The organism is Lactobacillus sp. PSON (genome assembly GCF_052615405.1).
Genome location: NZ_JBQXFW010000010.1, coordinates 1 through 24,834 on the forward strand (window position 1 = coordinate 1; position 24,834 = coordinate 24,834).

The 24,834-nt window shown below is 30.9% G+C and carries 24 protein-coding genes and 2 tRNA genes; 13 read left to right on the plus strand and 13 right to left on the minus strand.

The features are described 5' to 3' along the window. Positions 1-572 (minus strand): LysR family transcriptional regulator (locus tag ACTHPI_RS08785; protein WP_445353760.1); only part of this gene is annotated, 572 nt, incomplete at its 3' end. A 111-nt stretch (positions 573-683) separates the two neighbouring features. Between ACTHPI_RS08785 and ACTHPI_RS08790 the strand changes: the two genes are divergently transcribed. After that, the gene (locus ACTHPI_RS08790) at positions 684-2,564 is read left to right on the plus strand and encodes a flavocytochrome c (protein WP_445353761.1); all 1,881 of its coding nucleotides are present in this window, start codon (positions 684-686) and stop codon (positions 2,562-2,564) included. A gap of 10 nt (positions 2,565-2,574) precedes the next feature. Here ACTHPI_RS08790 and ACTHPI_RS08795 read toward each other — a convergent pair whose 3' ends face one another. Then, positions 2,575-3,468: a LysR family transcriptional regulator gene (locus tag ACTHPI_RS08795; RefSeq protein WP_445353762.1), complete on the minus strand. Its 894-nt coding sequence runs from the start codon at positions 3,466-3,468 to the stop codon at positions 2,575-2,577. 209 nt (positions 3,469-3,677) lie between these two features. Further along, positions 3,678-4,592, minus strand: a complete 915-nt coding sequence (locus tag ACTHPI_RS08800) for a LysR family transcriptional regulator (RefSeq protein WP_445353763.1) — start codon at positions 4,590-4,592, stop codon at positions 3,678-3,680. Positions 4,593-4,875: 283 nt separating this feature from the next. Between ACTHPI_RS08800 and ACTHPI_RS08805 the strand changes: the two genes are divergently transcribed. From ACTHPI_RS08805 to ACTHPI_RS08845, 9 genes are all read left to right on the plus strand, one after another. After that, on the plus strand, positions 4,876-6,126 hold the full coding sequence (locus ACTHPI_RS08805; RefSeq protein ID WP_445353764.1) for an acyl-CoA dehydrogenase family protein: 1,251 nt from the start codon (positions 4,876-4,878) through the stop codon (positions 6,124-6,126). 104 nt (positions 6,127-6,230) lie between these two features. Next, positions 6,231-7,475: a CaiB/BaiF CoA transferase family protein gene (locus tag ACTHPI_RS08810; RefSeq protein ID WP_445353765.1), complete on the plus strand. Its 1,245-nt coding sequence runs from the start codon at positions 6,231-6,233 to the stop codon at positions 7,473-7,475. Between the two features lie 10 nt (positions 7,476-7,485). After that, the gene (locus tag ACTHPI_RS08815) at positions 7,486-8,634 is read left to right on the plus strand and encodes an acyl-CoA dehydrogenase family protein (RefSeq protein ID WP_445353766.1); all 1,149 of its coding nucleotides are present in this window, start codon (positions 7,486-7,488) and stop codon (positions 8,632-8,634) included. Positions 8,635-8,643: 9 nt separating this feature from the next. Continuing rightward, positions 8,644-9,384 carry a hypothetical protein gene (locus tag ACTHPI_RS08820; RefSeq protein ID WP_445353767.1) on the plus strand — a complete coding sequence of 247 codons (741 nt, stop codon included), beginning with the start codon at positions 8,644-8,646 and terminating at the stop codon, positions 9,382-9,384. Then, positions 9,381-10,307 carry an electron transfer flavoprotein subunit alpha/FixB family protein gene (locus ACTHPI_RS08825; protein ID WP_445353768.1) on the plus strand — a complete coding sequence of 309 codons (927 nt, stop codon included), beginning with the start codon at positions 9,381-9,383 and terminating at the stop codon, positions 10,305-10,307. The genes ACTHPI_RS08820 and ACTHPI_RS08825 overlap by 4 nt, the downstream gene beginning before the upstream one ends. 9 nt (positions 10,308-10,316) lie before the next feature. Next, on the plus strand, positions 10,317-11,822 hold the full coding sequence (locus ACTHPI_RS08830) for an AMP-binding protein (RefSeq protein WP_445353769.1): 1,506 nt from the start codon (positions 10,317-10,319) through the stop codon (positions 11,820-11,822). A gap of 3 nt (positions 11,823-11,825) precedes the next feature. Then, entirely contained in the window at positions 11,826-12,275 is a 450-nt protein-coding gene (locus ACTHPI_RS08835) for an acyl-CoA thioesterase (protein ID WP_445353770.1), read from the plus strand. 291 nt (positions 12,276-12,566) lie between these two features. Then, positions 12,567-13,667, plus strand: a complete 1,101-nt coding sequence (locus tag ACTHPI_RS08840) for an MFS transporter (protein ID WP_445353771.1) — start codon at positions 12,567-12,569, stop codon at positions 13,665-13,667. A 220-nt stretch (positions 13,668-13,887) separates the two neighbouring features. Beyond that, the gene (locus ACTHPI_RS08845; protein ID WP_445353772.1) at positions 13,888-15,657 is read left to right on the plus strand and encodes an FAD-dependent oxidoreductase; all 1,770 of its coding nucleotides are present in this window, start codon (positions 13,888-13,890) and stop codon (positions 15,655-15,657) included. A gap of 25 nt (positions 15,658-15,682) precedes the next feature. Here the strand turns inward: ACTHPI_RS08845 and ACTHPI_RS08850 are convergent, their stop codons facing one another. Then, entirely contained in the window at positions 15,683-16,603 is a 921-nt protein-coding gene (locus ACTHPI_RS08850) for a LysR family transcriptional regulator (protein WP_445353773.1), read from the minus strand. Positions 16,604-16,755: 152 nt separating this feature from the next. Between ACTHPI_RS08850 and ACTHPI_RS08855 the strand changes: the two genes are divergently transcribed. Both ACTHPI_RS08855 and aroD read left to right on the plus strand, forming a co-directional pair. Then, the gene (locus ACTHPI_RS08855) at positions 16,756-17,667 is read left to right on the plus strand and encodes a shikimate dehydrogenase (RefSeq protein WP_445353774.1); all 912 of its coding nucleotides are present in this window, start codon (positions 16,756-16,758) and stop codon (positions 17,665-17,667) included. 9 nt (positions 17,668-17,676) lie between these two features. Continuing rightward, positions 17,677-18,429 carry a type I 3-dehydroquinate dehydratase gene (gene aroD / locus ACTHPI_RS08860; RefSeq protein WP_445353775.1) on the plus strand — a complete coding sequence of 251 codons (753 nt, stop codon included), beginning with the start codon at positions 17,677-17,679 and terminating at the stop codon, positions 18,427-18,429. 68 nt (positions 18,430-18,497) lie between these two features. Here aroD and ACTHPI_RS08865 read toward each other — a convergent pair whose 3' ends face one another. The 9 genes from ACTHPI_RS08865 to ACTHPI_RS08905 form a co-directional block, all read right to left on the minus strand. Next, on the minus strand, positions 18,498-18,716 hold the full coding sequence (locus ACTHPI_RS08865; RefSeq protein WP_445353776.1) for a cytochrome b5 domain-containing protein: 219 nt from the start codon (positions 18,714-18,716) through the stop codon (positions 18,498-18,500). 63 nt (positions 18,717-18,779) lie between these two features. After that, the gene (locus ACTHPI_RS08870; RefSeq protein WP_445353777.1) at positions 18,780-19,643 is read right to left on the minus strand and encodes a lysophospholipid acyltransferase family protein; all 864 of its coding nucleotides are present in this window, start codon (positions 19,641-19,643) and stop codon (positions 18,780-18,782) included. Beyond that, positions 19,640-20,587 (minus strand): glycosyltransferase family 8 protein, encoded by a 948-nt coding sequence (locus ACTHPI_RS08875; protein WP_445353778.1) that lies wholly within the window; start codon positions 20,585-20,587, stop codon positions 19,640-19,642. The genes ACTHPI_RS08870 and ACTHPI_RS08875 overlap by 4 nt, the downstream gene beginning before the upstream one ends. A 9-nt stretch (positions 20,588-20,596) precedes the next feature. After that, complete coding sequence (locus ACTHPI_RS08880) at positions 20,597-21,547, minus strand: glycosyltransferase family 8 protein (protein WP_445353779.1); 951 nt, start codon at positions 21,545-21,547, stop codon at positions 20,597-20,599. 24 nt (positions 21,548-21,571) lie between these two features. Continuing rightward, positions 21,572-22,408, minus strand: a complete 837-nt coding sequence (locus ACTHPI_RS08885) for a glycosyltransferase (RefSeq protein ID WP_445353780.1) — start codon at positions 22,406-22,408, stop codon at positions 21,572-21,574. After that, entirely contained in the window at positions 22,405-23,178 is a 774-nt protein-coding gene (locus ACTHPI_RS08890; RefSeq protein WP_445353781.1) for a lysophospholipid acyltransferase family protein, read from the minus strand. Before ACTHPI_RS08890 ends, ACTHPI_RS08885 begins: the two co-directional genes overlap by 4 nt. A 179-nt stretch (positions 23,179-23,357) precedes the next feature. After that, a tRNA-Lys gene (locus ACTHPI_RS08895) sits at positions 23,358-23,430 on the minus strand. Between the two features lie 122 nt (positions 23,431-23,552). Next, positions 23,553-23,777, minus strand: coding sequence for a hypothetical protein (locus ACTHPI_RS08900; RefSeq protein WP_445353782.1), 225 nt, complete (start codon positions 23,775-23,777; stop codon positions 23,553-23,555). Positions 23,778-23,899: 122 nt separating this feature from the next. Further along, positions 23,900-23,972, minus strand: a tRNA-Lys gene (locus ACTHPI_RS08905). A 142-nt stretch (positions 23,973-24,114) separates the two neighbouring features. Here ACTHPI_RS08905 and yycF point away from each other — a divergent pair. After that, positions 24,115-24,831 (plus strand): response regulator YycF, encoded by a 717-nt coding sequence (gene yycF, locus ACTHPI_RS08910; RefSeq protein WP_445353783.1) that lies wholly within the window; start codon positions 24,115-24,117, stop codon positions 24,829-24,831. Positions 24,832-24,834 lie beyond the last annotated feature (3 nt).

Genomic DNA, 24,834 nt, shown 5'->3' on the forward strand with positions numbered 1-24,834 from the left:
TCTGAATAATTTAAAATAAATTTACTCTTTTTGTAAAAAGATGATTTAGAAGGAATTATTATATAATATTGCTCTGTACCATTAGCAACATAGTTTGCACCTTGCGTGAGAGTTTCTGGATTTTGTCCGATGTAACAATCTATTTCTTCTTTTAATAAATCTTTTTCGTTTTTTTGAGGTGATGATTCAAACAATTGAACTTCAACTTCAGGATGACTATCTAAAAATGACGGTAAAAGTTTAGGTAATAGAATTGTCCCCAAGCTTTCTAAGATGCCAATGCGAATTAACTTTTGATTTGGGTGAGTATATGGAATTAATTCTTTATCTAATTCTTGAGTATCATAAGATATTCTTTCCAAATAATTATAGTAAATCCGGCCAGCATTAGTTAATGAATATGGACGCTGAGATCGATTAATTATAGTGGTACCAACTTTTTTTCTTTCAATTTCCTGAATAATTTGTGTTAAATAAGGCTGTGTTATATATAACTCATGCGCAGCTTTATTAAAGCTACTATATTTTAAGATGGTATCAATATAATGTAATCGTCTTTCCGACTCTAACATAATAAATCAATCCTCCTTAATATTTTTATCTCCAATTTCATTATAGGACAAATAATATTGCATTGCGGAATTAAAGACTTGTAAAATAGTCTTATAAGGAGAGAAGATACTATGAAATCAGGAATATATAATGTAAGAGCAAAAGGCCACGGTTCAAGTTTTATGCCAATGAAAGTGGTTCTTTCTAAAGATAAAATTGAAAAAATTGATATTGATTCTAGTGGAGAAACAAAAGGTGTGGCTGATGAAGTATTTAAACGTTTGCCTCAACAAATAATAGATGGTCAAACTTTAAATGTAGATACAATCAGTGGTGCTACTATTTCAAGTCATGGCGTAATTGATGGAGTTGCAGAAGCAATTGATAGCGCCGGTGGTAAAAGTATCGAATGGAAGAAGCGACCTAAGCCTGTTAGTGATAGTGCACAAGACAAAGAATATACTACTGATGTAGTAGTTATAGGAGCTGGTGGAGCAGGTTTAGCTGCAAGCGTTAGAAGTATTGAACATGGGAAAAATGTAATATTACTTGAAAAATATCCTCAAATTGGAGGAAACACTACTCGAGCTGGTGGACCGATGAATGCTGCTGACCCAATTTGGCAAAAACATTTTAAAGCTTTAAATGGTGAAAAAGAAGACTTGAAAAAATTAGCATCCATTCCACTTGAAAATATAGATTTAGAATATCAAGCTGATTTTAAAAAGTTACAAACGCAAATTCAAAATTATCTCGATTCTAATGATGATTATTTATTTGATTCTACATTATTACATGAAATTCAAACTTATTTAGGTGGAAAAAGAACTGATCTTCATGGAAATGAAATTCATGGTAATTATGATTTAGTCAAAGAACTAGTTGATAATGTATTAGACTCAGTGAATTGGTTAGCTGGTTTAGGTGTAAAATTTGATAAAAGTCAAGTTACTATGCCGGTCGGTGCTCTTTGGCGTCGAGGCCACAAGCCAGTAGAGCCAATGGGCTATGCTTTTATTCATGTGTTAGGTGATTGGGTTAAAAATCATAATGGAACCATTTTGCTAGAAACTCGTGCTCAACATTTAATAATAGAAGATGGAACTGTCACAGGTGTAGTAGCTAAAAAAAGTAATGGTTCAAAAATTACGATTCATGCAAAAAGTGTAATTTTAACATCTGGTGGATTTGGTGCAAATACCTCAATGGTTCAAAAATATAACACATATTGGAAACATATTGATGACAATATTGCCACAACTAATTCTCCGGCAATTACTGGAGATGGGATTGGATTAGGCAAAGAAGCTGATGCAGAACTTGTTGGAATGGGATTCATTCAGTTAATGCCAGTATCTGATCCAAAAACTGGAGAATTGTTTACTGGATTACAAACTCCACCTGAGAACTTTATTATGGTTAACCAAAAGGGAGAAAGATTTGTAAATGAGTTTGCTGAAAGAGATACTCTAGCAAAAGCAGCAATTGAAAATGGTGGACTATTTTATTTAATTGCAGATGATAAAATAAAAGAAACTGCGTATAATACAACTCAAGAATCAATTGACGCTCAAGTAAAAGCAGGCACATTATTTAAAGCAGATACATTAGAAGAATTAGCGCAAAAATTAGGTATGAATCCTGAGACTTTAGTTAATACTATTAAAAAATATAATTCTTATGTTGAAGCGGGAAAAGACCCAGAGTTTGGAAAAAGTGCGTTTAACTTAAAATGTGAAGTTGCTCCATTTTATGCTACTCCACGTAAACCTGCAATTCATCATACAATGGGTGGTTTAAAGATTGATACTAAAGCTCATGTTATTAATACTCAAGGTAAGATAATTAAAGGATTGTATGCTGCTGGAGAAGTTGCAGGTGGTCTACATGCGGGTAATCGTTTAGGCGGTAATTCACTAGCAGATATTTTTACTTTTGGTAGAATTGCAGCTGATAGTGCAAATAAAGAAACAAATAATACAGATGCTAATTCTGGAGCATCTAAACATTAAATAAAAATGGCTAATCCGATTCAGGAATAGCCATTTTTTTGGTCATTAAATTAATTAGTTGTTTTAAATTAGCAGAAAGGTCTAGTTTGGGATTATAAGCTAAATAAACGGTGTTGGTATTTTTGGAAACTTTTAGTTTGATTTTGGTTAGATTAAAATCATTTAAAAAAGCGCTGTCGACGCCTATTCCTACAGAATTATTAGTCAGTACATGAGCAGCGATACTTAAGTCATTATCAAGAGTTGGAGAAAGATTAAGAGATGAAGAATTATAGGAAAGAGCTTGGGTTATTTTTTGACCTAAAACAGTATCTTGAGAATAAGTAATAATATTATAGTTGTTTAAGTCTTCCAGGTTAATTTCTGAAAGACTGGCTAAGGGATGTTCCGGACGAACAAATACTATAATATCTTCGTTATACAATGGAATAAATTTAAGTTTATGGTTGGTATCAAGTTTTGAACAAATACCAATATCAAAATTTCCTTTCTCTAATTCTTGGTAGATATCATTAGATAGACTATTTTGATAGATAAATGTAGTATTTGACGAAAATTCATTTTTAAACTTTTGAATAACTGCTGGAAGATAATTGCTTATTGCAGAAGGGATACTTACAATCTTTATAATATTATCTTTTTGACGTTTGTATTGATTTATTTCATTTTTTGCCTTTTCAATAATATTGACTGATGAAGAAGCAGCTTTAAAAAATATTTCTCCATATTTAGTTAGTGTTATTTGACTACCAGAGCGATTAATAAGTTTACAGCCTAATTCTTTTTCTAGAGATTTAATAGAATTAGATAAACTAGGTTGCGAAATAGATAAATTCTTAGCCGCTTTAGAAAATTTGCGTTGCTTTGCTAATTCTTTAAAGTAGTATAGTTGATTTATGTTCATAAATATCGCCTCACTTTATAATTATATAATTATTATATAACTCATTATTTACAAGAGGCAATCGCTTACAATCAGTAATTTTATATTTTTTTAGATATTTTATTATACAGCTTTATTTATTTTTATATATAAACTTTGAGAAAAATTAAAAATCTACTACTGAAATATTTCTTTAGTTAGTAGATTTTATTTTATTAATAAGTTGATTTTTATATTGAGTTTGCTTTGCTGTTATATTTATTAATATTTGATTTTTCGCTATTTAAAAAGTCTATAAAATCTAAAATTTCAGGTGATAAGTATCTTTCAGGATCATAAACTAGGTAAACAGTTCGAGTATTTTTAGGAATATCAAGTTTGATTTTGTGAATATCAAAACCATCCAAATAGATAGTATCTGCAACTATGCCAATAATATTATTAGTCAATACCTGACCTGCGATTGCTAATTCATCATGCATTCTGTTAGTAATATTCAAATCTGAAGCTATTGATAAAAGAGCATTAGTTACATCTTTTCCAATTTGAATTTTTTGAGAATAAGTTATTAAGCTTTCTCCTCTCAATTCTTCGGGTGTTATTTCATTAATTTGTGCTAGTTCATTTTTCTCAGAAACAATAGCAACAATATCTTCAGTATAAAATGGAATATAAGTAAAATTTTTAAATTCAGGAACAAATGAACAAATTCCTAAGTCATACCATCCATTTTCAATTCCCTTACAAATTTGATATGAAGGATTATCATGATAAATAAAATGTGGTGACGTATCTACAATTTGCTGATATGAAGCAACTAATTTGGGTAGAAGTGTTCCAATTGTTGTCGGGATACCAGCAATGTGGATGTTTCCTTTATCTTGATTGATTGTTTGCTTTAATTTTCTTTTTCCGTTATCTAATGTAGTAAGTGAGGAAACTACAGTATTATAAAAAATTCTACCGTATTTGGTTAATTCAACATATCTTCCAGAATGTTTAAATAATTTACAATGGAGTTCTTTTTCTAATTGTTTAATAGAAACTGATAAAGTTGGCTGACTAATAAATAAAGAATCAGCCGCTTTAGTGTATTGACGTTGTTCTGCCAATTCACGAAAATAATATAATTGATTTAAATTCATAACTTTTCCTCATAGCATATATAACTTTTACTTAACTATAAATTTTTCTAATATCATTGTCAAATAGCGCTTTCATAAAAAATAAAGTGATTAAAATAATAAAAATATTAGTAGTAATTACAAAATAATAGTTATTTTCATTAAAAATATTCCGTGAATTATTTAAATAATTTATGGTTAACATTTTGATCTCAATTGTACAAATTTGTATGGAAATTTGATAATGAAGCTGTCAATTAAATAAGCGCTTTTAAGAAGAAAAAAGATAAAAGGAGAATATATTATGTCAGAAGAAAAGAAATTACATACAATGCCACCATATGAAGAAACGCCAATTATGCATACTACTAAACCAGGCGAAAGTATGTCAGACGAAGATTTTCAAAACTATTTAAAGGAAATTCGTCATTTGGCTGATAATGAGTTTGATCAAATGACTTCATATATTGAAGAGAATAGAAAGTTTCCAAAAGATTTCTTCCCAATAGCTATTAAGCACGATTTGTATCGTTTTGCATTGCCAAAAGAATATGGTGGTTGGGGATTGAACGAAAAACAAATTTTACAAGTTCAAGAAGAATTTTCACGTACGCAAGGCGGGATTCGTATGCATTTACACCATGCTTCAGACATGAATTGGAGAATATTGAATGATTTTGGTAGTGATGAATTAAAAGCTAAATATATGGATAAGTTCCAAGATAAATCTATTTTTGCTAACTTTGCTTTAACTGAAAAAACAGGCGGTACTGGTGCTGATTTACACACTACAGCCGTTAAAGATGGAGATGACTGGATTATCAATGGTGAAAAGACTTTGATTTCACATGCTGATGTTGCTGATTTTACCTATTTAATTGTAGTTACTGATCCAGATAAAGAAGGCGATGAGAGATTATCAGCGTTCTTTGTACCAACAAATACTCCAGGATTTGAAGCGCATGAAATGCCATTAATGATGGGGTGTCGTGGTGCTGGACATGCAGATTTAAAATTTACAAATATGAGAATTCCTGATAAGTACATGTTAGGTAAACGTGGTGAAGGTATGAAAGTTGCTATTTCTTCATTGTCATTATCACGTGCACATATTGCAGATTCCAACTTAGGTATGGCTCAAAGAATGCTTGAAATGTCAATCGCTTATGCGAAGGATCGTGTAACTTTTGGTAAACCACTTGCTAAACGTCAGTCTATTATTTTTGAAATTGCTGACGTAGGTGCAAAAATTCATGCACTTAGATTAATGCTTTGGGATCTCGCTAAAGATTATGAAGAAGGTAAAGATATTACAAAGAAAGCTTCTATGGCAAAACTTGAAAGTATTAATACTGTAAAACTTGCATCTGATTACATGCTTGAAATTTTTGGAGGTATTAGTTATTTCCAAGATAATCCATACGGTCCTGCTGAGCGTTTGTATCGTGATTGTCGTGCTATGTGGCTTGAAGAGGGTCCACGTTCAGTCCAAAGATTGACTGCTGGACGTTTGTTAATCAAGGATGGAGGACACACTCCAATTAATAGCCTTTAAAATCAAATTAATTTATTAAGCAGATAGTGAAAGGAGGAAGCAAATCAAAAAATCAAATTTTTGGTTTGCTTTCTTTTATTTTATTTAAAGGATGGAGAATATTTATGACAAATAAAATTTTAAAGGGAATAAAAGTAATTGATTTAACACAATTTTTAGCAGCTCCTACTGTAGGACGTGTACTTGGTGAATGGGGAGCAGATGTTATTAAAGTTGAAGCTCCAAAAGGTGATGCAGGTAGAACTCAAGGCGCGGTTTTTGGCATGAAATATGAAGATAATGAAAACTTAGGTTTTGATGTTTCTAATATGAATAAACGTTTTATTACTTTGAATATGAAGACGCCAGAAGGGATGCAAGCATTTAAAGACTTATTAAAAGATGCAGATGTATTTCTTACTTCGGTTAGAACTAAAAGTTTAGAACATATGGGAATTACTTGGGAAAGTTTACATAAGGAATTTCCAAAATTAGTTTTTGCCCAAGATCGTGGTTATGGTGAACATGGTCCTAAAAAAGATGCTGCTGGATATGATGCAACGGCTTATCAAGCTAGAGGAGGAGTACAGGGAACTACTGTAGATAAAGGTAGTAATCCTTATAATCCTGTTAATGGTTATGGTGATTTTCAAGTTTCTATGACTTTAGCAGCTGGTATTTGTGCGGCACTTCTACAAGCTCAAAGAACAGGTATGGGAGATAAAGTTACTGTTAACTTAAATCATGCTGCAATATTTATGCAAAACATTGCTATGGTTTCTGCACAATACGGAAATAAATATCCTAAGAGTCGTAAAAGTGTTACTAATCCATTTAATGATACATATAAAACATCAGATAATCGCTGGTTTGTATTATGTGTTCCAGAATATGATCGTGATTTTGATAAAGTTATGCATAATATTGGTCGTGATGATGTAGTTGGGGATACTCGCTATAACAAGATGGATACTTTAAACGAAAATGGTACAAGTAGTGAAGTCATTGCTATTCTTGAAGATGCATTTAAAAAGAAACCTTTAAAATATTGGATAAATTTGTTTGGAAAAGAGGATTTACCTCTTGAAGCTTGTCAAATTCCAGAAGAGATTTATAAAGATCCAGAGGCTTTAGATAATGATGAAATTCGTCTAATGAAATTTCCTTCAGGTGCAAAAAGATATATCCCAACCAATCCTGTTAGATTTGAATCCCAAGGTAACCCTGTTTTAACTCCGTCAAAAGCACAAGGGACGGATACTCGAGAAGTTTTAAAGAATGATTTAGGCTATAGTGACGAAAAAATAAATAAGATGATTGCTGATGGTGCAGCAGGAGATATTCGTCATTTAGGTGAACCTATTAAATAGGAGTATAAAAATGGCACTACAGTATACTGAAACACAACGAGAATATATTCATTTAGCTAAAGAATTTGGAGATAAATATTTAAAGCCAGAATTGATTAAAAAATATGATAAAGAAGGATATTGTCCAGAGGAACTTTTTAAACCTGCTATTCAAATAGGATTACATATGCTAGAAATTCCTAAAGAATATGGTGGTGCAGGTCTATCTTATGAAGATTCTGCTTTAGTATTTGAAAAAATTGCAGAATATGATGCAGGTTATGCATTAACTTTAATTACATCATTTGTAGCATTGAGGTGTGTAATGCTTGCTGGAACTAAAGAGCAAGCACAACGCTTAGCTAATATTATTGAACCTGGTCATTTTGCAGCTTTTACAATGTCAGAAGCAGATGCAGGTTCTGATGCAGGGTCAGTTAAAGCAACTGCAATTAGAAGAGGAGATGAATATATATTAAATGGTGACAAAGCTTTTGCTACTAATGGTGGAATTGCTGATATATACATTGGAATATTTAGAACTTCTGATAATGGAAACCATGGATTATCTGCATTTATGATTAATAAAAATACTCCAGGAATCTGGGTAGGAAAACATGAAGATAAAATGGGATTACGACTTTCAAATACAGTTCCAATTGCCTTTAGAGATGTGCATATTCCTGTTAAAAATTTAATTGGTAAAGAGGGACGAGGGATTAATATTGCTTTAAATAGCTTAAATTTATCACGAGCATATGTGTCTACTTTAACAGTTGGAATTATGCAAAGAGCTTTAAATGAAGCGGCAAAATATGCAAATGCACGTGAACAATTTGGTAAACCTATTAGTCGATTTGAATCTGTACAAAATATGCTTGCAGATATGGCAACTGCTGTTGAAACTTCTAGATTATTAGTAAATAACACTATGAAGATGATGGATGTTGGGCAATCAGTGCGAAAAGAAGGTGCAATGACAAAATTATATGTAACTGATGTTGCTCAAAAGGAAACTTCTGATGCAGTTCAAATTTTAGGAGGATATGGATATACAAAAGCATATCCGGTTGAAAAGCTTATGCGAGATGTTAAAGGCTTTCAAATTCTTGAAGGTACAAATGAAATTCAAAGAATGACGATCGCACGTGAAGTAGAAAAAGAATATGAATTAAGTTAGAGGTAGAAAATGAAAATTGCTATTATTGTAAAAACAGCTATTACAGACTCAAAAGTATACACAGTTCATAAAAATAAAGTTACATATCATACGGATAATCTTTTTTTGAGTAAAACAGATAAAGCAGCAATTGAATTTGCTTTGAGTTGGATAGAAAAAAATGGTGGCACAGTTGATGCATATACATTTGAAAAGGGGGTTTTAGCAGATAGAGTTTTGCATGAAGCTTTAGCTATGGGAGTAGATAATGTTGTTAAATTTAGTGGAGTAGATATTAATGATCCATTGCAAGAAAACTATATTACAGATCAGTTCATTAATTATATTCAAAAAAATAAAAAAGACTATGATTTAATTCTTAGTGGCTACAATACAAATTCAGATATACTCTCCGCATATATAGCTCAAAAATTAGATTATTTTTATTATGATTATGTATCAGCTATTGATACTAAATTTAATTATGAATCTAATTTAGGAAAAGGAAAGATTCGGGGTCAATATAAATTGCCAGCCGTAATTTCCGTATTAGATATGATTAATAACCCTCATTTACCAAGTTTTGTTAAATTGCATAATGCTTTAACTGTGCCAGTTACGGATATTAAAGTAAATAAAAATAATAATGATGAAAGTCAAATTATTGCAGATCAAAAGAAACATAAAAAAGTGATTTTTGATTTGAATAAAGATCCAAATTCAGTGCAAGAATTAGTTGATTTACTTAAAGATGATGGAATTTTAAAATGAGACCAATATATTATATTCAAATTGAAGATAAAAACGTTGATAAAAGCACAAATATTAGTACTTTAGCGGGATTAAAAGATAATTTTGCTAAAAATTTGAAAACTATTGTGTTTACTAATCATGCTGAAGATATTAAAGAAAAATATTCTTCAACAGGTATTAATACTATTATTTATGATAGTAAAAAATTTGAAGTAACTAACTTTAATAGTATAGTAAAAATCATTTATGATATTTTACAAAAACAAAACGATTATCTAGTTGTTTTCGAAGATAATAATTTAGGTAATAGTATTGCTTCAAGATTAGCAGCTAAATTAAATACAATATTTGTACCTCATGTTGCAAGTATTAAGGAAAGCCCAAATTCCTTTACAGTTATTAGAAATATCGAAGATACAAGGGCTAGTAGAGAAACACCAATTAAAAATTCAGCAATCATTTCGCTATCATTTAATGGTGTATTTGATAAAGCTCAACAAGCAAAAGTAAAAATAATTAATTGGAATGACTTATTGAAAGATACAAAGGTATATATTCCTAATCCTGATATTAATAATGATTTATCATATGCAAAAGTAATTGTAGCAGGTGGTAAAGGGTTACAAGATATGAATGGATTTAAGCCTTTGCAAGAACTTGCTAAGAAATTAAATGCAAGTGTTGCGGCAACTAAAGCTGTTACTGATCAAGGATGGGTAAGCTCTGATAAAATGATTGGTATATCTAACTTAACCGTTTCGCCAGATGTTTATTATGCATTTGGTATTTCTGGAGCTGTTCAGCATACAGTAGGAATGAATAAATCTAAACATATTATTGCAATTAATACAGATAAAACTGCTCCAATTTTTAAATTAGCGGAATATGGAATTATTGGAGATGCTAATAAAATTATAGATAATTTAATTAACCTCTTATAGGAGGTAAAAATGAATGAATATCCAAATAATATAAAGGAACTGTGGGAAGAAAGAATACACGATACCCCACAGAAAGTATTTATAATAGAAAAAAATAAAAAGTATTCTTATGGCGTGATAGATGAGTTAGCTAATACAAAAATTAATATTTTAAAAAAACTAGGTATAAAAAAGGGAGATATAGTTGCATTACAATTTGAACTTAATATTAAAAATATTGTAATGATTATTGCCTGTATTAAATTAGAAGTTGTAATAAACCCCTTAAATCCTCATTTTGATATTGATGAGATTAAAAATTTATTGATTAGATTTAAACCTCATGCAATTATTGCTCAACATGCACTAAGAGGGCGGGATACATTTTTTAATATTGAAAAATTAAACGGGTATTCTATTAGTAAGTTTGATGATTTAAAATATTTTATTCGTAAAAAATCATCTAATTTATTTAGAAATTATGTAAATGATATAGAAAGTCCTTTGTTAATATTAAATACTTCTGGCACTAGTGGTTTACCTAAAGGAGTAGTATTAACTAATAAAAATATTTTAGCTGCAGAATATGGATATAATTCTGCATTTGGAATAACAAATACAGATATGATTTTGATGCCATCAGGGATGTATCATGCTATTGGGTTTCATCATGGTTTAATTTCAACAATAATTGCTGGTAGTACAATGGTAATAATGCGCCACTATAATTTAAAAGAAATGGCAGCATTGATTATAAAATATCCAATTACTTATATAGATAGCTTACCAACAGTTATGTACGATATATTATATAAACTAAAAAGTTTAAACAATTTGAAAATGCTTGTTTGTGGTGGTGATAAAATTAAAAAATCACTATTAAACAAGGCTAAAGCTCGTCATATTCCTTTATATAACTGTTATGGTTTAACTGAAGCAGTTCCATTTAGTTATACTCCAAAGAAGTATTTTGAAGAACATGGAAGTATAACTACTGCTGTAAAGCCAATAAGTAATGTTGATGTACGTTTAATAAAAAATAAAATAGAGATTTTACAACCAAATATTCAAGGTATGATTGAAGTTAGAGGATCTATCTTATTTAAAGAATATTTGGGTCAACCAGATAAAACAGCCAATGCTTTTGATAATGGATGGTTTATTACAGGTGATTTAGGACATTATACTTCTGATAATCTTATTGAAGTAGATGGCAGAAGTAGTGATAAAATTATTCGTGGTGGAGAAAATATTTCCGCACGTGCAGTTGAGGATAAAGTTAGAAATTGTAATAACATTAAAGACGTAGCTGTTTTAGGTATTTCAGATATTCGATTAGGACAGAGAATTGGAGCATTTGTCGTACTAAAAAGACCAGATTTAAACATGAATAAAGAAAAACTGATTAATGCTTTAAAGGATAATAAAGTTGATAAAAAGCTTTGGCCTGAAAAACTTTGGATTGTTAATTCTTTACCTAAAACAGCTAATGGTAAAATAAAAAAGTATATTTTAAAACAAATTGCTGAGGAATAAGGTATGAGTAATAAGTTTTTTAAACGTGAAATGGGAGATTATTTTGTAACAGCAGGAATGCTAAATCATATGAACGTTGCGCATGGTGGAAAGATTATTAATAATATTGATTCCGCAATGGGGATATTTGCTAATTCTTATTGTCATACTAGAACATTAACTGGAAGAATAGATAAATTTATTTTTTTAAAAAAAGCACATGCTGGAGATCATATCAATTTTTGTGTTAGTTTGCTTAAAACTACAAAACATACTATGACAATTTATGCAGAAGTTAATCATATTTCTTTAGATGGACGTAATAAAGAAAAAATTGGTGAAGCTGTATTTACTTACGTAGCAGTTGATGAAGACCTAAACCCTGTTAAAGAACCAATTCCACAATATAAAATAAAAGATTCTGCTCAAAAAAAATATATTGATAGTGTAAAAAACAAATTTAATATCATTTAAGGTTTGGTTAGATATTTTTTATTTTCAATAATCATTAATAAAAACTATATTTAATTTAATAAAATCAATAAAAAATGTAAAAAAAGACGCATTTTTACTGTAAAAAAGTGAAAAATGCGTCTTTTTTATTATTCAAATAAATTTAAATTATTTCATTCCCTTAAATATCAATAATTATTTGATATTGAAAAAGCGTATATAATGACAATTAGTTTCAATTATTAATAGTTTTAATATAGCGGTATATTATAAATATGAAAGCGCTGTTATTGTTTGGCTAGGGGGTAAACTATGAAAAAAGAACATTATATTGGTGCAGCTACTTCTGTTTATTTAAATTATGCCGTTGTTGGAGCTGCTACAATTTTTATTAGTCAGTATAGACAAGTTTTAGCAAAAATATGGAATGCAAGTGACACAGCAATTTCTATTGTAATGGCGATGGTAGGACTAGGTAGAATTATTACAATTTTGTTTGCTGGTGCAATTTCAGATAAAATTGGTAGAAAAAAGACACTTCTCATTGCTTTGGTGTGCGATATTATATTTTTGTTAGGAGCAGCCTATGCAAATAACGTTTGGATAGCTGGAATTGCTGCAATATTTTTTGGTGCCACTAATTCATTTGGTGATACTGCTGGGTATCCTGCATTAGCAGATGCTTTTCCGGATAAAACTGCTACAATGAATTCATTTGTGAAAGCTGCAATGCAAGTAATGCAAATGCTTTTCCCTTTCTGGGTAAAACTTATTAAAAGTCCTAAAGTAACAGCAATTGTATTATCAATTGTTTTAGTAATTGATATATTTATTACATTAAAGGCAGTATTTGCTCCACAGCTTAAGAAAAAAGAATCTAATCAAAAAACGCATACAGAAAAAATTAAAAATTTATCAGTTGAAAAGCCTAAATTAGCTGTTGATGGTGTGATGATTATTACATTAGGATTTACTCTTTGTTTTTCATTTTATATATTTTCATTATATGCACCATATTATGGACAATACGTTTTGAACCAAACTGCAGTAAATGCAAATCAATTAGTTTCATGGTATTCAATCGCTTCATTAATATCTGTATTTGTAACTTCTGCATTAGTTACTAAAGTTAAAAGATTAAATTTAATTCTTATTTATCAAATTATTACAGCAATTGGGTTATTGATGATGGTTTTAATTCCCTCAGAAATAATCGGTGCACTTGGTGCATTTTTAGTAGGATTTTTTGCTGCTGGTGGTGTATGGCAAGTTGGTCTATCTGTGTTAACTTCATATTTTCCTGAAAATCATGGTAAAATCACATCATATTATAGCTTTGCACCTGCGGTTGTTTATTTTGTAGCTCCTCTTGTAGCAGCTTTTGTTTTAAAGGCAAACTCTACAAGTACGTAAGCTGTATTTTGGATTACTGCAATTATTACGATTGTTTCAGTAATTTTGGCATTAATTTTAATTAAGCGTAGCAAAAAATTTAATATTGAAAGATAAATATCTTATAAGCAAAGCTCTTAATTGTTAGATTATTTCTATTAAAACTAAGAACTTTGTTTATTTTTATAAATAATTATCTCATATATAATGAAAGCGATTTAAATAATAGAAAGGTAAAATTATGAATAAAAAAATAATTAAAGCACAAGCTGATGGGCGAAACGGAAAAATTGATTTTGATATTGATATTAATAATGATGAAATCAATAATATTAAAATTACTAATAACTCAGAAACACCAGCTATTTTTAATCAAGCTTTTGATAAATTGAAAAACGAAGTATTAAATAGACAAAGTTTTGATGTGGATGCAGTAAGTGGTGCCACAATTATGACGCAAGCAATTCTTGATTCTGGTAAAAAGGCCTTAGAAGAAAATGATATTAAGCTTGATTCAAAGCCTGTAAATACTGAGCATGAAGATGTTGAAATAAATGTTGATGTTGCTGTTATTGGTAGTGGAATGGCAGGATTGATGGCAGCCAGTCGTGCACTTTCAATGGGAAAGAGTGTAATAGTACTTGAGAAAAATGGCTATTTAGGTGGTGCTACTATTTTAAATGGGTCAAATGTTGTAGGAACCGGATCAAGAATTTCAAAGGAATTATTTGGTAAGATTGCAAATGAAGATTCGCCAGAAAAATTGGTAGCAGATATTACTCGTGAAAGTCGTGGAACGAATTATCCAATGTTATCTAATTTGCTTGCTAATAATATTGGAAGAGCTGTTGATTTTATTGCTGATTTTGCAAATCTTACTTATCAAAAAGCAGAAACTCAAACAGTTGAACATAGTATTAATCGCCAAATTGAAATGCCAAGTCAAAGTTCATACGAATTAATAACTAAAGTAGCTAAAGCTTTTAAAGAAAAGGGCGGAAAAATTTTACTTGATGCCCGTGTTGAAAAACTTAATAAAGAAAATGGTATTCTAACTTCTTTGCTTGCTGAAGGTAAGCATCAAACAACAAAGGTTAATTTTAAGTCACTTATTTTGTCTGCAGGTGGCTGGGGTGCACGCGATTATAAGTCACATAAGACAAGTATTCCATATTATGGTCCGATGACTTCTACAGGAGATTATTTTGATTTTGCTAAGAATATGAATTTGGTAACTCGAAATCTTAATTGGTATAAAGTTTATCCACATGGACTTGAAGTCGAACCTGGAATTGCTAAACTAACAACTTATTCTACTAAAAAGGCAACAGATTTAGGTGCAATTTTTGTTAATAAATTAGGAAAACGTATTGTAAATGAATCAGCACCATATACTCATTTTAGGGATGCAATTGGCAAACAACCAGGTCAAGTTGCTTATATTGTAATGGATAAAAGAACTTGGGATAAATTTTATGAGTTGCTGTTAAAATATGGATTTACTAGAGAAGAAATTCAAAGTTATTTTGACTTAGATGGTAAAAAGAGCCCAATCTTAGTTAAGGGAACTCTTGAAGAAGCAGCTCAAAAAGCAGGAATTGATTATAAAACTCTTCAGGAAACTATTGATAATTATGATGAAATGGCTAAAGCAGGTTATGATCCTGAATTTGGAAGAGATAAGAAGTACTTACATAAATATGAAGGAAATACCTACTATATCATTGAACAAAAGCAGCGCTTTTGTACTACTTTAGGTGGTTATGAAACAAATAATCATATGCAGCTACTTGATATAAATATGCAACCAGTTGAGAATTTTTATGCTTCAGGTGAAATTATTGGTGGAGCAAATGGACATGATTCAATGCCAAGTATGATGAATTCATGGAGTTATGCTTCGGGATTTGTTGCAGGAACAATGGCTGCTGATAATACTAATTCATATCAAAGAAAATTTAATAATGAAATTGAAGATCCAGATGCTGTAACTGGTGCTTCAGAAGAATAAAAAATTTTTTAATCAGTAATAATTTCTATATCATTTTTCCTTTATTTAAAAATTGAATTCTACAATAAGTTTGGCAAAATTCTAAAAATTGTGTGGCAGATGGCGTTAAAAAGTGATTTGCTTTAGTGATGATATAAATAGGATGAACTCCAATATTATTTTTTAAATGTAAAATTTTAACTTCTTTTGGATTAAGTTGAGGTAGATTTGGAATAATTGCGACACCGTAGTTCCAATGAACAAAACCAATAATTGTATGGTCTTCTACTGCTTCTAATTTTATATTAGGGATAACATTTGCATTTTTGAAAATTTGATTTAATCGAGGACGTAATCCGCTTTTAGATGAATACATTATAAAAGGATATTTAATTAGATCTCTTATAGAAACTGAATCATATTTAGCTAAATTATGATTTATAGGAACTGCAGCTACCATTTCTTGGTCAACAAGATGATAAGCATTAATTTTATTATTAATGCTTATTTTTTCTGGTTTAGAAGCAATTATTAAATCTAATTTATCATTTAATAAATCATTTACTAATTGATTTGTTGTACCTTGTTTAAACTCAAAAGAAATTTTTTCTTGAGGATTTTTTTGCTTAAACTCATGAACTAGTCTAGGAACCAAGTCTTGTCCCATTGTATAAGTAAAGCCTAAATTAATATGTCCGCGATTGACGTCTAGCAGTTCAGAAATATATTCATTTCCTCTTTTTAAAGTATTAAGACTATTTTGAACATATGCTAGATATATTTTTCCATAGTTAGTTAATTTAATATTACGTCCATCCTTTTCAAAAAGAGGAGCTCCTAATTCATCTTCTAAATTATTAATGGCATAAGATAGGGATGGTTGAGATATTCCTAATAATTCAGCTGCTTTTGCCATATGTTCTGTTTTAGCCAATGTAATGAAAAATTCTAAATGCTTCAAGTTCATATTTATCTCCCATGTTTAACGGTTGGTTATCTGAATGAATCATAGAATAATTTAATTAATAAAACAATTTTATTTTATTTATCGGTATAAATGCAAGCGGTATCATAAATATAGATTAATAAGATAATTGATTTTATAAGGAGTTTACAAAAATGACTAACAAAATTACTGGAATAGATGGACCAATTACTGGTTGGCTTGATGGACATACAATTTTAATTGGACTTATGGCATATCCAATTCGTCACTCAATGTCACCAACTATGCATAATAATGCATTTGCTAAATTAGGTCTTAACTATGCATATTTATGTTTTGAAATTGGAAATGATAAACTTGAAGGTGCAGTAAATGCTATTCGTACGCTTGATATGCGTGGTTCCAATGTTTCAATGCCTAATAAAAAGGAAGTTATTAAGTATTTAGATAAACTTTCTCCTGCTTCTAAAATGTGTGATGCAGTAAATACGATCGTTAATGATGATGGTGTTTTAACTGGTTATACTACTGATGGGATTGGGTTTGTTCAATCACTTAAAGATGAAGGAATTGACATTAAAGATAAAGTAATGACTTTAGCTGGTGCTGGAGGAGCTGCTACACCGATTGCAGTACAATCTGCACTTGATGGAGTTAAAGAAATAAAAATCTTTAACATCAAAGATGATAAATGGGCTCAAGCTGAAAAAAATGTAAAAACCATTGAAGAAAATACTGACTGCAAAGTTTCACTGACTGATTTAGCTGATCAAGAAGCATTTAAGAAAGCTATAAGTGAATCAGATATTTATTGTGATGCAACAGGAGTTGGTATGAAGCCATTAGAAGATAAGACTTTGGTATCAGATCCATCATGGTTCCATAAAGATATGGTTGTTTTTGATACAGTTTATGCACCAAGAACTACTAAACTTATGAAAGTCGCTCAAAAGGCAGGAGTCGAGCATGTATTTGATGGAATTGGTATGATGATTGAACAAGGTGCTGCCGCATTTAAATTATGGACTGGTAAAGATATGCCAACTGATTATATTCGCAAAATTATGTTTGAAGATGAAAAGTAGGCCATAAAAATGACTGTAAAAATTAGAAATATTGTTTTGGGTGAAGGATTACCTAAAATCGCTGTTCCAAATGTTGGTACCACTGAAAAAGAAATTTTATCTTCAGCAAAAAATATAGTTGTGGCAAAACCTGACTTAATGGAATGGCGAATTGATTATTATGATGATGGAATAAAACATCATAATAACTTGATTTCAACTGCTAAAAAGTTACGCGAAATAGTTGGAGAGCTTCCAATCTTGATAACTTTTCGAACTAAAAATGAAGGCGGAGTTCGTGAATTAGATGAACATCATTATCTAGATTTGGTTGAAGAAGTAATTAAACATCGACTTGGAGATGCAGTCGATATTGAATTATTTCATGATGAACTTCGAGTAAAAGAACTTGTAAAGCTTGCTCATAATTATAATGTAGTTGTTATAATGAGTAATCATGATTTTGAAAAAGTTCCAGCTAAGGATGTCATTGAATTTCGTTTGAAGAAAATGGTCCAGTTGGGAGCTGATATACCTAAACTTGCATGTATGCCACATTCTGCAAGGGATGTTTTAAGATTATTAGAAGCAACTAATAAGGTGAGCCAAGAAATTGATAATCCATTGATTACTATGGCAATGGGAGACATTGGAAAAGTAACACGGATAGCTGGTCAAGTATTTGGTTCAAGTTTATCATTTGGGGCAGTTGGCAAAACATCAGCTCCAGGACAATTGTCAATTGAAGATTTACGTAACGCTGAAAAGTATTTAGCGCTTTAATTATTACTCATAAAAAATATAACTAATTCCTAACAAAAAATGGATCTCACAAAACTGTGAGGTCCATTTTAATTTTTAAAGCTACCAACTTTTGGTAAATGCTTGAGCATATCTTTTCCATGTGGAGAATGAGCAAAAGCTGCAGTTATATCTTCTCCCGCAGTGTAATGGCTCTTATCACTATAATGTGCTGAAACATCATAAACATCACCGTCTACTGCAACGTAAGCAGGTTTACCATCTTTTCCATTAAACTCTGCAAGGGTATCCTTAGTGAATTCTTTCATTAGAATTATCCTCCTTATTAAGTTTATGGGTAATTCTATCACCTGAAAAATATTTATGCAAAATTATTTTCCACGCCAGCCAGCAATATCCCAGTTAGTAAAGTCATAGTCTAGCTTTTTACCATATGCTTTTTCATAAGCAGCTACTTTTTGCTTATAATCTTGTTCCATCATTTTTTTAGAGTTTTGATTAGCATTTAAAGTATTATCAGGATAAATAGTTGGCAAAACATGGACGATATATTTAGTCTGATAAAACTCATCACTGCCCTTTTCAAGCTTATCCGTTGCTTGAATTTCTACAAAAGTTGAAATAATTGGGACATTTTGCTTAGCAGCAAAATAATAAGCACCACGCTGAGGTTTACGAGGTTTACGGTAATTCCACCACATTTCTTGTTCAGGGAAAATTAACACCCAATTATTATCTTCTAAAGCATCATGAAGATGCTTGGGGAATTTGCTGCCAATATAGCTAGGACTATTAACTAAAGGAATAGTACCAATATAGTTCATTAAATAGCGAAAAAAGCCTGGCAACATCAAATTAGTATCTTCAATTACAATGGATAGTTTATGATGACACTTTTGAGCCAAACGCTTAATAGTTAGTGCATCAGTTTGATTAAAATGATTGGCAGTAACTATCGCTCCTCCACGAGGTAAGTCTTTTAGGTTTTCGATTCCTTTAATTTCAGTAGAAGCAGATAAAGTATGGGCGAAAGCATTAAGCATAATTCTCCCCATATCGTTATTAAACTTACTACGTAGACCATTTTGTTTTTTCCAAAATTCGTCAACTAATTGCAATCGTTCTTCTAGTGACATTTGTGGGTCGCCGATTTCTACTTTTGCGGTAAAGTTACGATTATTTGCAGCTTGTTTTATATTTTCAATAACTTTATCACGGTTATCTCCAATTATCATAATGTTACAGGTCCTTGCTCTTTAACTCTAGCCCAATTGTGAGGATCTCTGCTAGTTATATCCTCTTTTTCGAGCATTTTATTTAATTTTTCTTTGTCTTTTTGTCTCTGGGTCTCTGTGTAATTATCAAGTTCTTTTTTTAATATATCGTAGAATTTAGTTTCACGAGCATTGTTCCAGAAATAGTACTCATATTGAACTCCATTAAAATGCCATGGCTTAAAGAATAAATTATAATGAATTAAACTTGGAGATTTCAATGGTTGGGTATTTTCATTTGGCATTGCATCCCATTTCGCATCCAAATGTAAAATTCTACCTTCACCAATTTCATTTAAATAATCTTGGTCTGGAGCAATACAGTTAAAGTGATATCTTTCAAGCAAATCTAAAAAATGATCAACAAAATCTTCATCACGAAATGCTTTAGAATTCATTACGAGCATTCCTGAATTAATATATTTTTTAGGGTCAAGTGCTAAAACATCTTTAATATACTTAATCATTTTGTCAACATATTGAATGGATGAATCAGTACAAGCTGCAAATAAATTATCTTCTAAATTTATTTGGTAGAGTTTAGCGATATCATCATTAATAATTGTGTCACTATCGATGTAGATTGCTTTATTATATTCTGGAAATAATTCCGGGATAAATAAGCGATAAAAAATTGACATCGTAAAAAAATCTCCTCGTAGATAGTTTTCTTTACGATTTTTAATAGGAGCAACTAATTGATCGTCAATATGAGAAAACTTAATATGAACGTTTTTAGCACCTAAATCTTCCAAATCTTTTTTGTGTTTATCGCTTAAATCTTGATTTAAAAAATAAACAGTATAGTCAGTTTTGGGATTGGCATTTTTTACTAAGGAATGTAATGAAACTGCCGCGTATTTTGTAAAATCATCACTAATACTATAAAAAACTGGAACCGTCATAATTTGCCTCTAAATTCTTACATCCTCTACCTGTTTTACTTTAGCCCAAGTGTAAGGTTCTTGCTCGATATGCTTGACTTTTTCAGCCATCAATTTTAAATCATTGCGAGCTCTTTGTCTGTCTTCATCTGTAAAACTAGCAAGTTCTTGTTTTAATTGATCATAAAATTCGGTAGTTTTGGCAACATTCCAGAAGTAATCACCATATTGAACATCTTTAAAATGCCATGGCTTAAAGAATAAGTTATAGTGAACAATTTTAGGATTTTGAATTTCAGGAATGCTCTCATTTGGCATTGCGTCCCATTCTTTATCTAAATGGTAAATTTTATCTTCACATATTTCATTCATGTATGCTTGATCAGGATCTACATTATCGAAGTGGTACTTATTCATTAAATAGTAGAACTTATCAATAAATTTTTTGTCTCTAAAAGCTTTCATATTAAAGACAATCACTCCGTTATTAATATATTTTTCTGGTGGGAATATTCCTTGGCATTCTTTAATATATTCTTGTAGTAGTGGCATATAACGGATAGATAAGTCTGGACAACTAGCAAACATATTGTCTTTTATATCTGTTTCGTAAAGTTGTGCAATGTCTGCATTAATAATTGTATCTGCATCAAGATATACACATTTATCATATTCTGGAAATAGTTCAGGAATAAATAAACGATAGAAAATTGACATTGTAAAAAATTGACCACGTAAGTAATTTTCTTCGCCTTGGTGAATAGGTTGAACCATTTCATCATTGATATGAAAAATATTAATATGAACATTTGAAGTTGCTAAGTTTTCAAGTGCTTTTTTATGTTCATCGGTAATTTCTTGCACTAAAAGAGTAATAGTGTAGTCTTTTTTGTCATCTGCATGGTCAATTAGTGACTTAATAGAAACAGCTGCGTAAGGTGTATAATTATCACTAATTGTATAAAAAATAGGTATCGTCATAAGCTCCTCCAAATTTTAAAAAAACTAATTCTTCTTTCTTAAATTATCTCTTATTTTAAGGTATTCGTTAAGTATATCATCATATTCATGTAAATTTAATACGCTATGGACTCTATCCACATCCCAGGGTTTAACAGTTTGAGTGTGAAGATATGGTTTAAAACGAAAACTTGTCGTAAAGTGCTGAATAACTGTGTCATTTTGCAAGCGATATTGTTCATTAAAGCGTCGAGGAGCAATCTTTTTCTTAGTAGCAAGTTTATTAAGAGCAGATTGATCTGGTAAAAACATTCTCTTAACTTGCATCATGTGACGAACTTTTGAAAAGAGTCCAGTCTTTTTAATTTCTTTCATATTAAGAAGTAATACGCCAGAATTTAAATAGTCAAACACCTTCTTATTATGAATATTATGGAAAAAGAACTTTCCCCAGTAATCCAAAACTCCAACCATTTCAATATTTGTAAGGTCTTGTTCATAAAAATCTGTTAGATTTTTTCTAACGATAATATCATCATCAAGATAAAGAATACGATCAGGAATTTGTGGTAATTCATCAGCAAATAGTCGAAGCATAGCATAAGGAGTAAATCTTGTATTCATATTCGCTGTAGGAGGTTGTTTGATAAAAAGACTACTGCAATCAATCAAATCAACTGAATTTTTTGGATTTTGATTAATAACCAGAGTACGAATGTAATCTGCAGCTGTTTTAGAAAATGGATGATAGTTCTTTTTTTCGCTTTGAGTGTACATGGTAAGAATGTAAATATGGACTTCATCAACGTTTTTTAATAATGATAATGTTGAAATTAATACGCCGTCTTCGGCATTAGAATCTCCACAAAATAAAATATTCATTTTTGGACCTCCTTATTTTTTTGGATATAATGGCAATAATTATAGTTACTAGTTTTACTACGAAGTTGCATTGTATTTCTAACTTCATTGTAAAGCTTTTCTTGCGCTTTTTTGCTTGAAAGGGCTTGGTCTGGATAAAAGGGACCGTCGATATAAGTAATAATTTTTGGATGTTTACCAAAATGAGGCTTGTGATAAGTGGTGGTCATTACAAAGCAGGGCGTATTTAGTTTAATGGGAAAATGAAAACTTGTAGCATCAAATGGTCTAATCTTAGTATAATATGGCCACACATGAGCTTCTGGATAAATGGCAATGATGCCTTTATTAGATATAACTTTCTTAATTGATTTAATTAATTTGATGGATTGCTTAATATCTCGTCCAACGGGAAGTCCCCCATAACGAACTAATAGTTTTCCTATAACGGGGATGCCCCAGTTAGCTTGACCTGCAATTGCATAAAAACGATAAGGAGAAAAAATAGTTAAGGGATTAAACACATCTCCCATTGGTTGAGTATGATTACCATAGACAAAATAACCTGTATTTTGGACGGTTTTAAGTTTATTCTTTCCTACAATATGCACATGCAGAAATAACCTAGAATATATCCAACCAAATGCAAATGCTAAAGTACGAGCGATAATATTCCAAATTTTTTGTAAAGGTTTAGAAGGGAGAATTGTGTAGTTATCTGGTAAACTAAAACTTTGATTATGAGAATCAACTAGGTCATCAGTTAGGTGAGTGTAGTAGTAAGTTTTCATTTTTTCTCCTTTAATAAAATAGTTATGTATTATTTTATCATGATTTTTGATATGAAAAATAATTCTGAATTAACAAGATTATACAGGAATACAAAAAAGAGCAAGACAAAAATTTGCCTTGCTCTTTTGAAAAGAGATAAAAAAAGCACCGACTCCTTGCAGTGCCATTTTTATATTAGTGGGTGGCCAGGGGATCGAACCCTGGACCCACGGATTAAGAGTCCGTTGCTCTGCCAGCTGAGCTAGCCACCCATATTTTCATCAGCTTTTGTACCGCTGACAGTTAATAATATTATCAAGAATTTTGACTTTTGACAAGACTTTTTTTAAAAAAACTTCAAAAAAATAAAAAAGTCGCAATTGCGACTTAATGATTAGAGCTTATCCTTTATCTTATAAGGTTCGCCATGAGCTTCATCTCTAGTTTTATCTGCAAAGTAAATTGCATATGTACCATTTTTGGAGTTTTGTGCGATAACAATTTGACCAGCTGTTGGTCTATCAGCTTTGATGATTTGAGCGCTCCTACGAGCTTCTTTATAATCATGTGAAGATGCAATTGCGTCACCGGGATTAAAGAATACATTTTCGTTGTTCATAATTTTACCTCCTAAAAATTAAGTTTATCTATTATCTTTATTTTAGCAGGAAAATAGCAAATATACCTGGTTAAAAGATTGAAAAGATACAAAAAAGCACTACCTCAGTAGTGCCTTCGTGATGGGTGGCCAGGGGATCGAACCCTGGACCCACGGATTAAGAGTCCGTTGCTCTGCCAGCTGAGCTAGCCACCCATATTTTTATCAGCTCACCAGCTGACAGATATTATTATGCAATGAAATGAAATAAAATGCAAGTCTTTTTTTATAATTTTTTTGATTTTTTTGTTAAATTGAGTAAAAACCAGTATAATAAAAGGGCAAAGGAGGCATCGACATGCCAAAGAAGATTCTTGTCGTCGATGATGAGAAGCCGATTTCCGATATAATTAAATTTAATTTGACTAAGGAAGGCTTCGATGTCGACACAGCCTATGATGGTGAAGAGGCTGTACAAAAAGTTGACGAATATGATCCAGATTTAATGATTTTGGATTTGATGTTACCTAAAAAAGATGGCTTGGAAGTTGCTCGTGAAGTACGACAAACTCATGATATGCCTATTATTATGGTAACTGCAAAAGATACTGAAATTGATAAAGTCTTAGGTCTTGAAATGGGGGCTGATGACTATGTAACTAAGCCGTTTTCTAATCGTGAATTAGTAGCTCGTGTAAAAGCAAACTTGCGTCGTCGTGACATTGTTAAAAAAGCAGAAGCTGCAAGTCAAAAAGAAACTGATAAAAATATTACTATTGGCAATTTGGTTATTATGCCAGATGCTTATATTGTTGAAAAAAATGGTAAAAAAATTGAACTTACTCACCGTGAATTTGAACTTCTCTACTATTTAGCTCAACATATGGGTCAAGTTATGACTCGTGAACACTTATTACAAACAGTATGGGGATATGATTATTTTGGTGATGTTCGTACAGTAGATGTCACAGTACACCGACTTAGAGAAAAGATTGAAGATAATCCAATTCAACCGCAAATTTTGGTAACTCGTCGTGGCGTAGGCTATTATGTAAAGCAACCAACCGAAGAATAATTA

Excerpts from the sequence above, each read along its gene's own strand:
- ACTHPI_RS08790 (WP_445353761.1), top strand. The coding sequence starts at position 684 with ATGAAATCAGGAATATATAATGTAAGAGCAAAAGGCCACGGTTCAAGT.
- ACTHPI_RS08795 (WP_445353762.1), bottom strand. The coding sequence starts at position 3,468 with ATGAACATAAATCAACTATACTACTTTAAAGAATTAGCAAAGCAACGC.
- ACTHPI_RS08800 (WP_445353763.1), bottom strand. The coding sequence starts at position 4,592 with ATGAATTTAAATCAATTATATTATTTTCGTGAATTGGCAGAACAACGT.
- ACTHPI_RS08805 (WP_445353764.1), top strand. The coding sequence starts at position 4,876 with ATGTCAGAAGAAAAGAAATTACATACAATGCCACCATATGAAGAAACG.
- ACTHPI_RS08810 (WP_445353765.1), top strand. The coding sequence starts at position 6,231 with ATGACAAATAAAATTTTAAAGGGAATAAAAGTAATTGATTTAACACAA.
- ACTHPI_RS08815 (WP_445353766.1), top strand. The coding sequence starts at position 7,486 with ATGGCACTACAGTATACTGAAACACAACGAGAATATATTCATTTAGCT.
- ACTHPI_RS08820 (WP_445353767.1), top strand. The coding sequence starts at position 8,644 with ATGAAAATTGCTATTATTGTAAAAACAGCTATTACAGACTCAAAAGTA.
- ACTHPI_RS08825 (WP_445353768.1), top strand. The coding sequence starts at position 9,381 with ATGAGACCAATATATTATATTCAAATTGAAGATAAAAACGTTGATAAA.
- ACTHPI_RS08830 (WP_445353769.1), top strand. The coding sequence starts at position 10,317 with ATGAATGAATATCCAAATAATATAAAGGAACTGTGGGAAGAAAGAATA.
- ACTHPI_RS08835 (WP_445353770.1), top strand. The coding sequence starts at position 11,826 with ATGAGTAATAAGTTTTTTAAACGTGAAATGGGAGATTATTTTGTAACA.
- ACTHPI_RS08840 (WP_445353771.1), top strand. The coding sequence starts at position 12,567 with ATGAAAAAAGAACATTATATTGGTGCAGCTACTTCTGTTTATTTAAAT.
- ACTHPI_RS08845 (WP_445353772.1), top strand. The coding sequence starts at position 13,888 with ATGAATAAAAAAATAATTAAAGCACAAGCTGATGGGCGAAACGGAAAA.
- ACTHPI_RS08850 (WP_445353773.1), bottom strand. The coding sequence starts at position 16,603 with ATGAACTTGAAGCATTTAGAATTTTTCATTACATTGGCTAAAACAGAA.
- ACTHPI_RS08855 (WP_445353774.1), top strand. The coding sequence starts at position 16,756 with ATGACTAACAAAATTACTGGAATAGATGGACCAATTACTGGTTGGCTT.
- aroD (WP_445353775.1), top strand. The coding sequence starts at position 17,677 with ATGACTGTAAAAATTAGAAATATTGTTTTGGGTGAAGGATTACCTAAA.
- ACTHPI_RS08865 (WP_445353776.1), bottom strand. The coding sequence starts at position 18,716 with ATGAAAGAATTCACTAAGGATACCCTTGCAGAGTTTAATGGAAAAGAT.
- ACTHPI_RS08870 (WP_445353777.1), bottom strand. The coding sequence starts at position 19,643 with ATGATAATTGGAGATAACCGTGATAAAGTTATTGAAAATATAAAACAA.
- ACTHPI_RS08875 (WP_445353778.1), bottom strand. The coding sequence starts at position 20,587 with ATGACGGTTCCAGTTTTTTATAGTATTAGTGATGATTTTACAAAATAC.
- ACTHPI_RS08880 (WP_445353779.1), bottom strand. The coding sequence starts at position 21,547 with ATGACGATACCTATTTTTTATACAATTAGTGATAATTATACACCTTAC.
- ACTHPI_RS08885 (WP_445353780.1), bottom strand. The coding sequence starts at position 22,408 with ATGAATATTTTATTTTGTGGAGATTCTAATGCCGAAGACGGCGTATTA.
- ACTHPI_RS08890 (WP_445353781.1), bottom strand. The coding sequence starts at position 23,178 with ATGAAAACTTACTACTACACTCACCTAACTGATGACCTAGTTGATTCT.
- ACTHPI_RS08900 (WP_445353782.1), bottom strand. The coding sequence starts at position 23,777 with ATGAACAACGAAAATGTATTCTTTAATCCCGGTGACGCAATTGCATCT.
- yycF (WP_445353783.1), top strand. The coding sequence starts at position 24,115 with ATGCCAAAGAAGATTCTTGTCGTCGATGATGAGAAGCCGATTTCCGAT.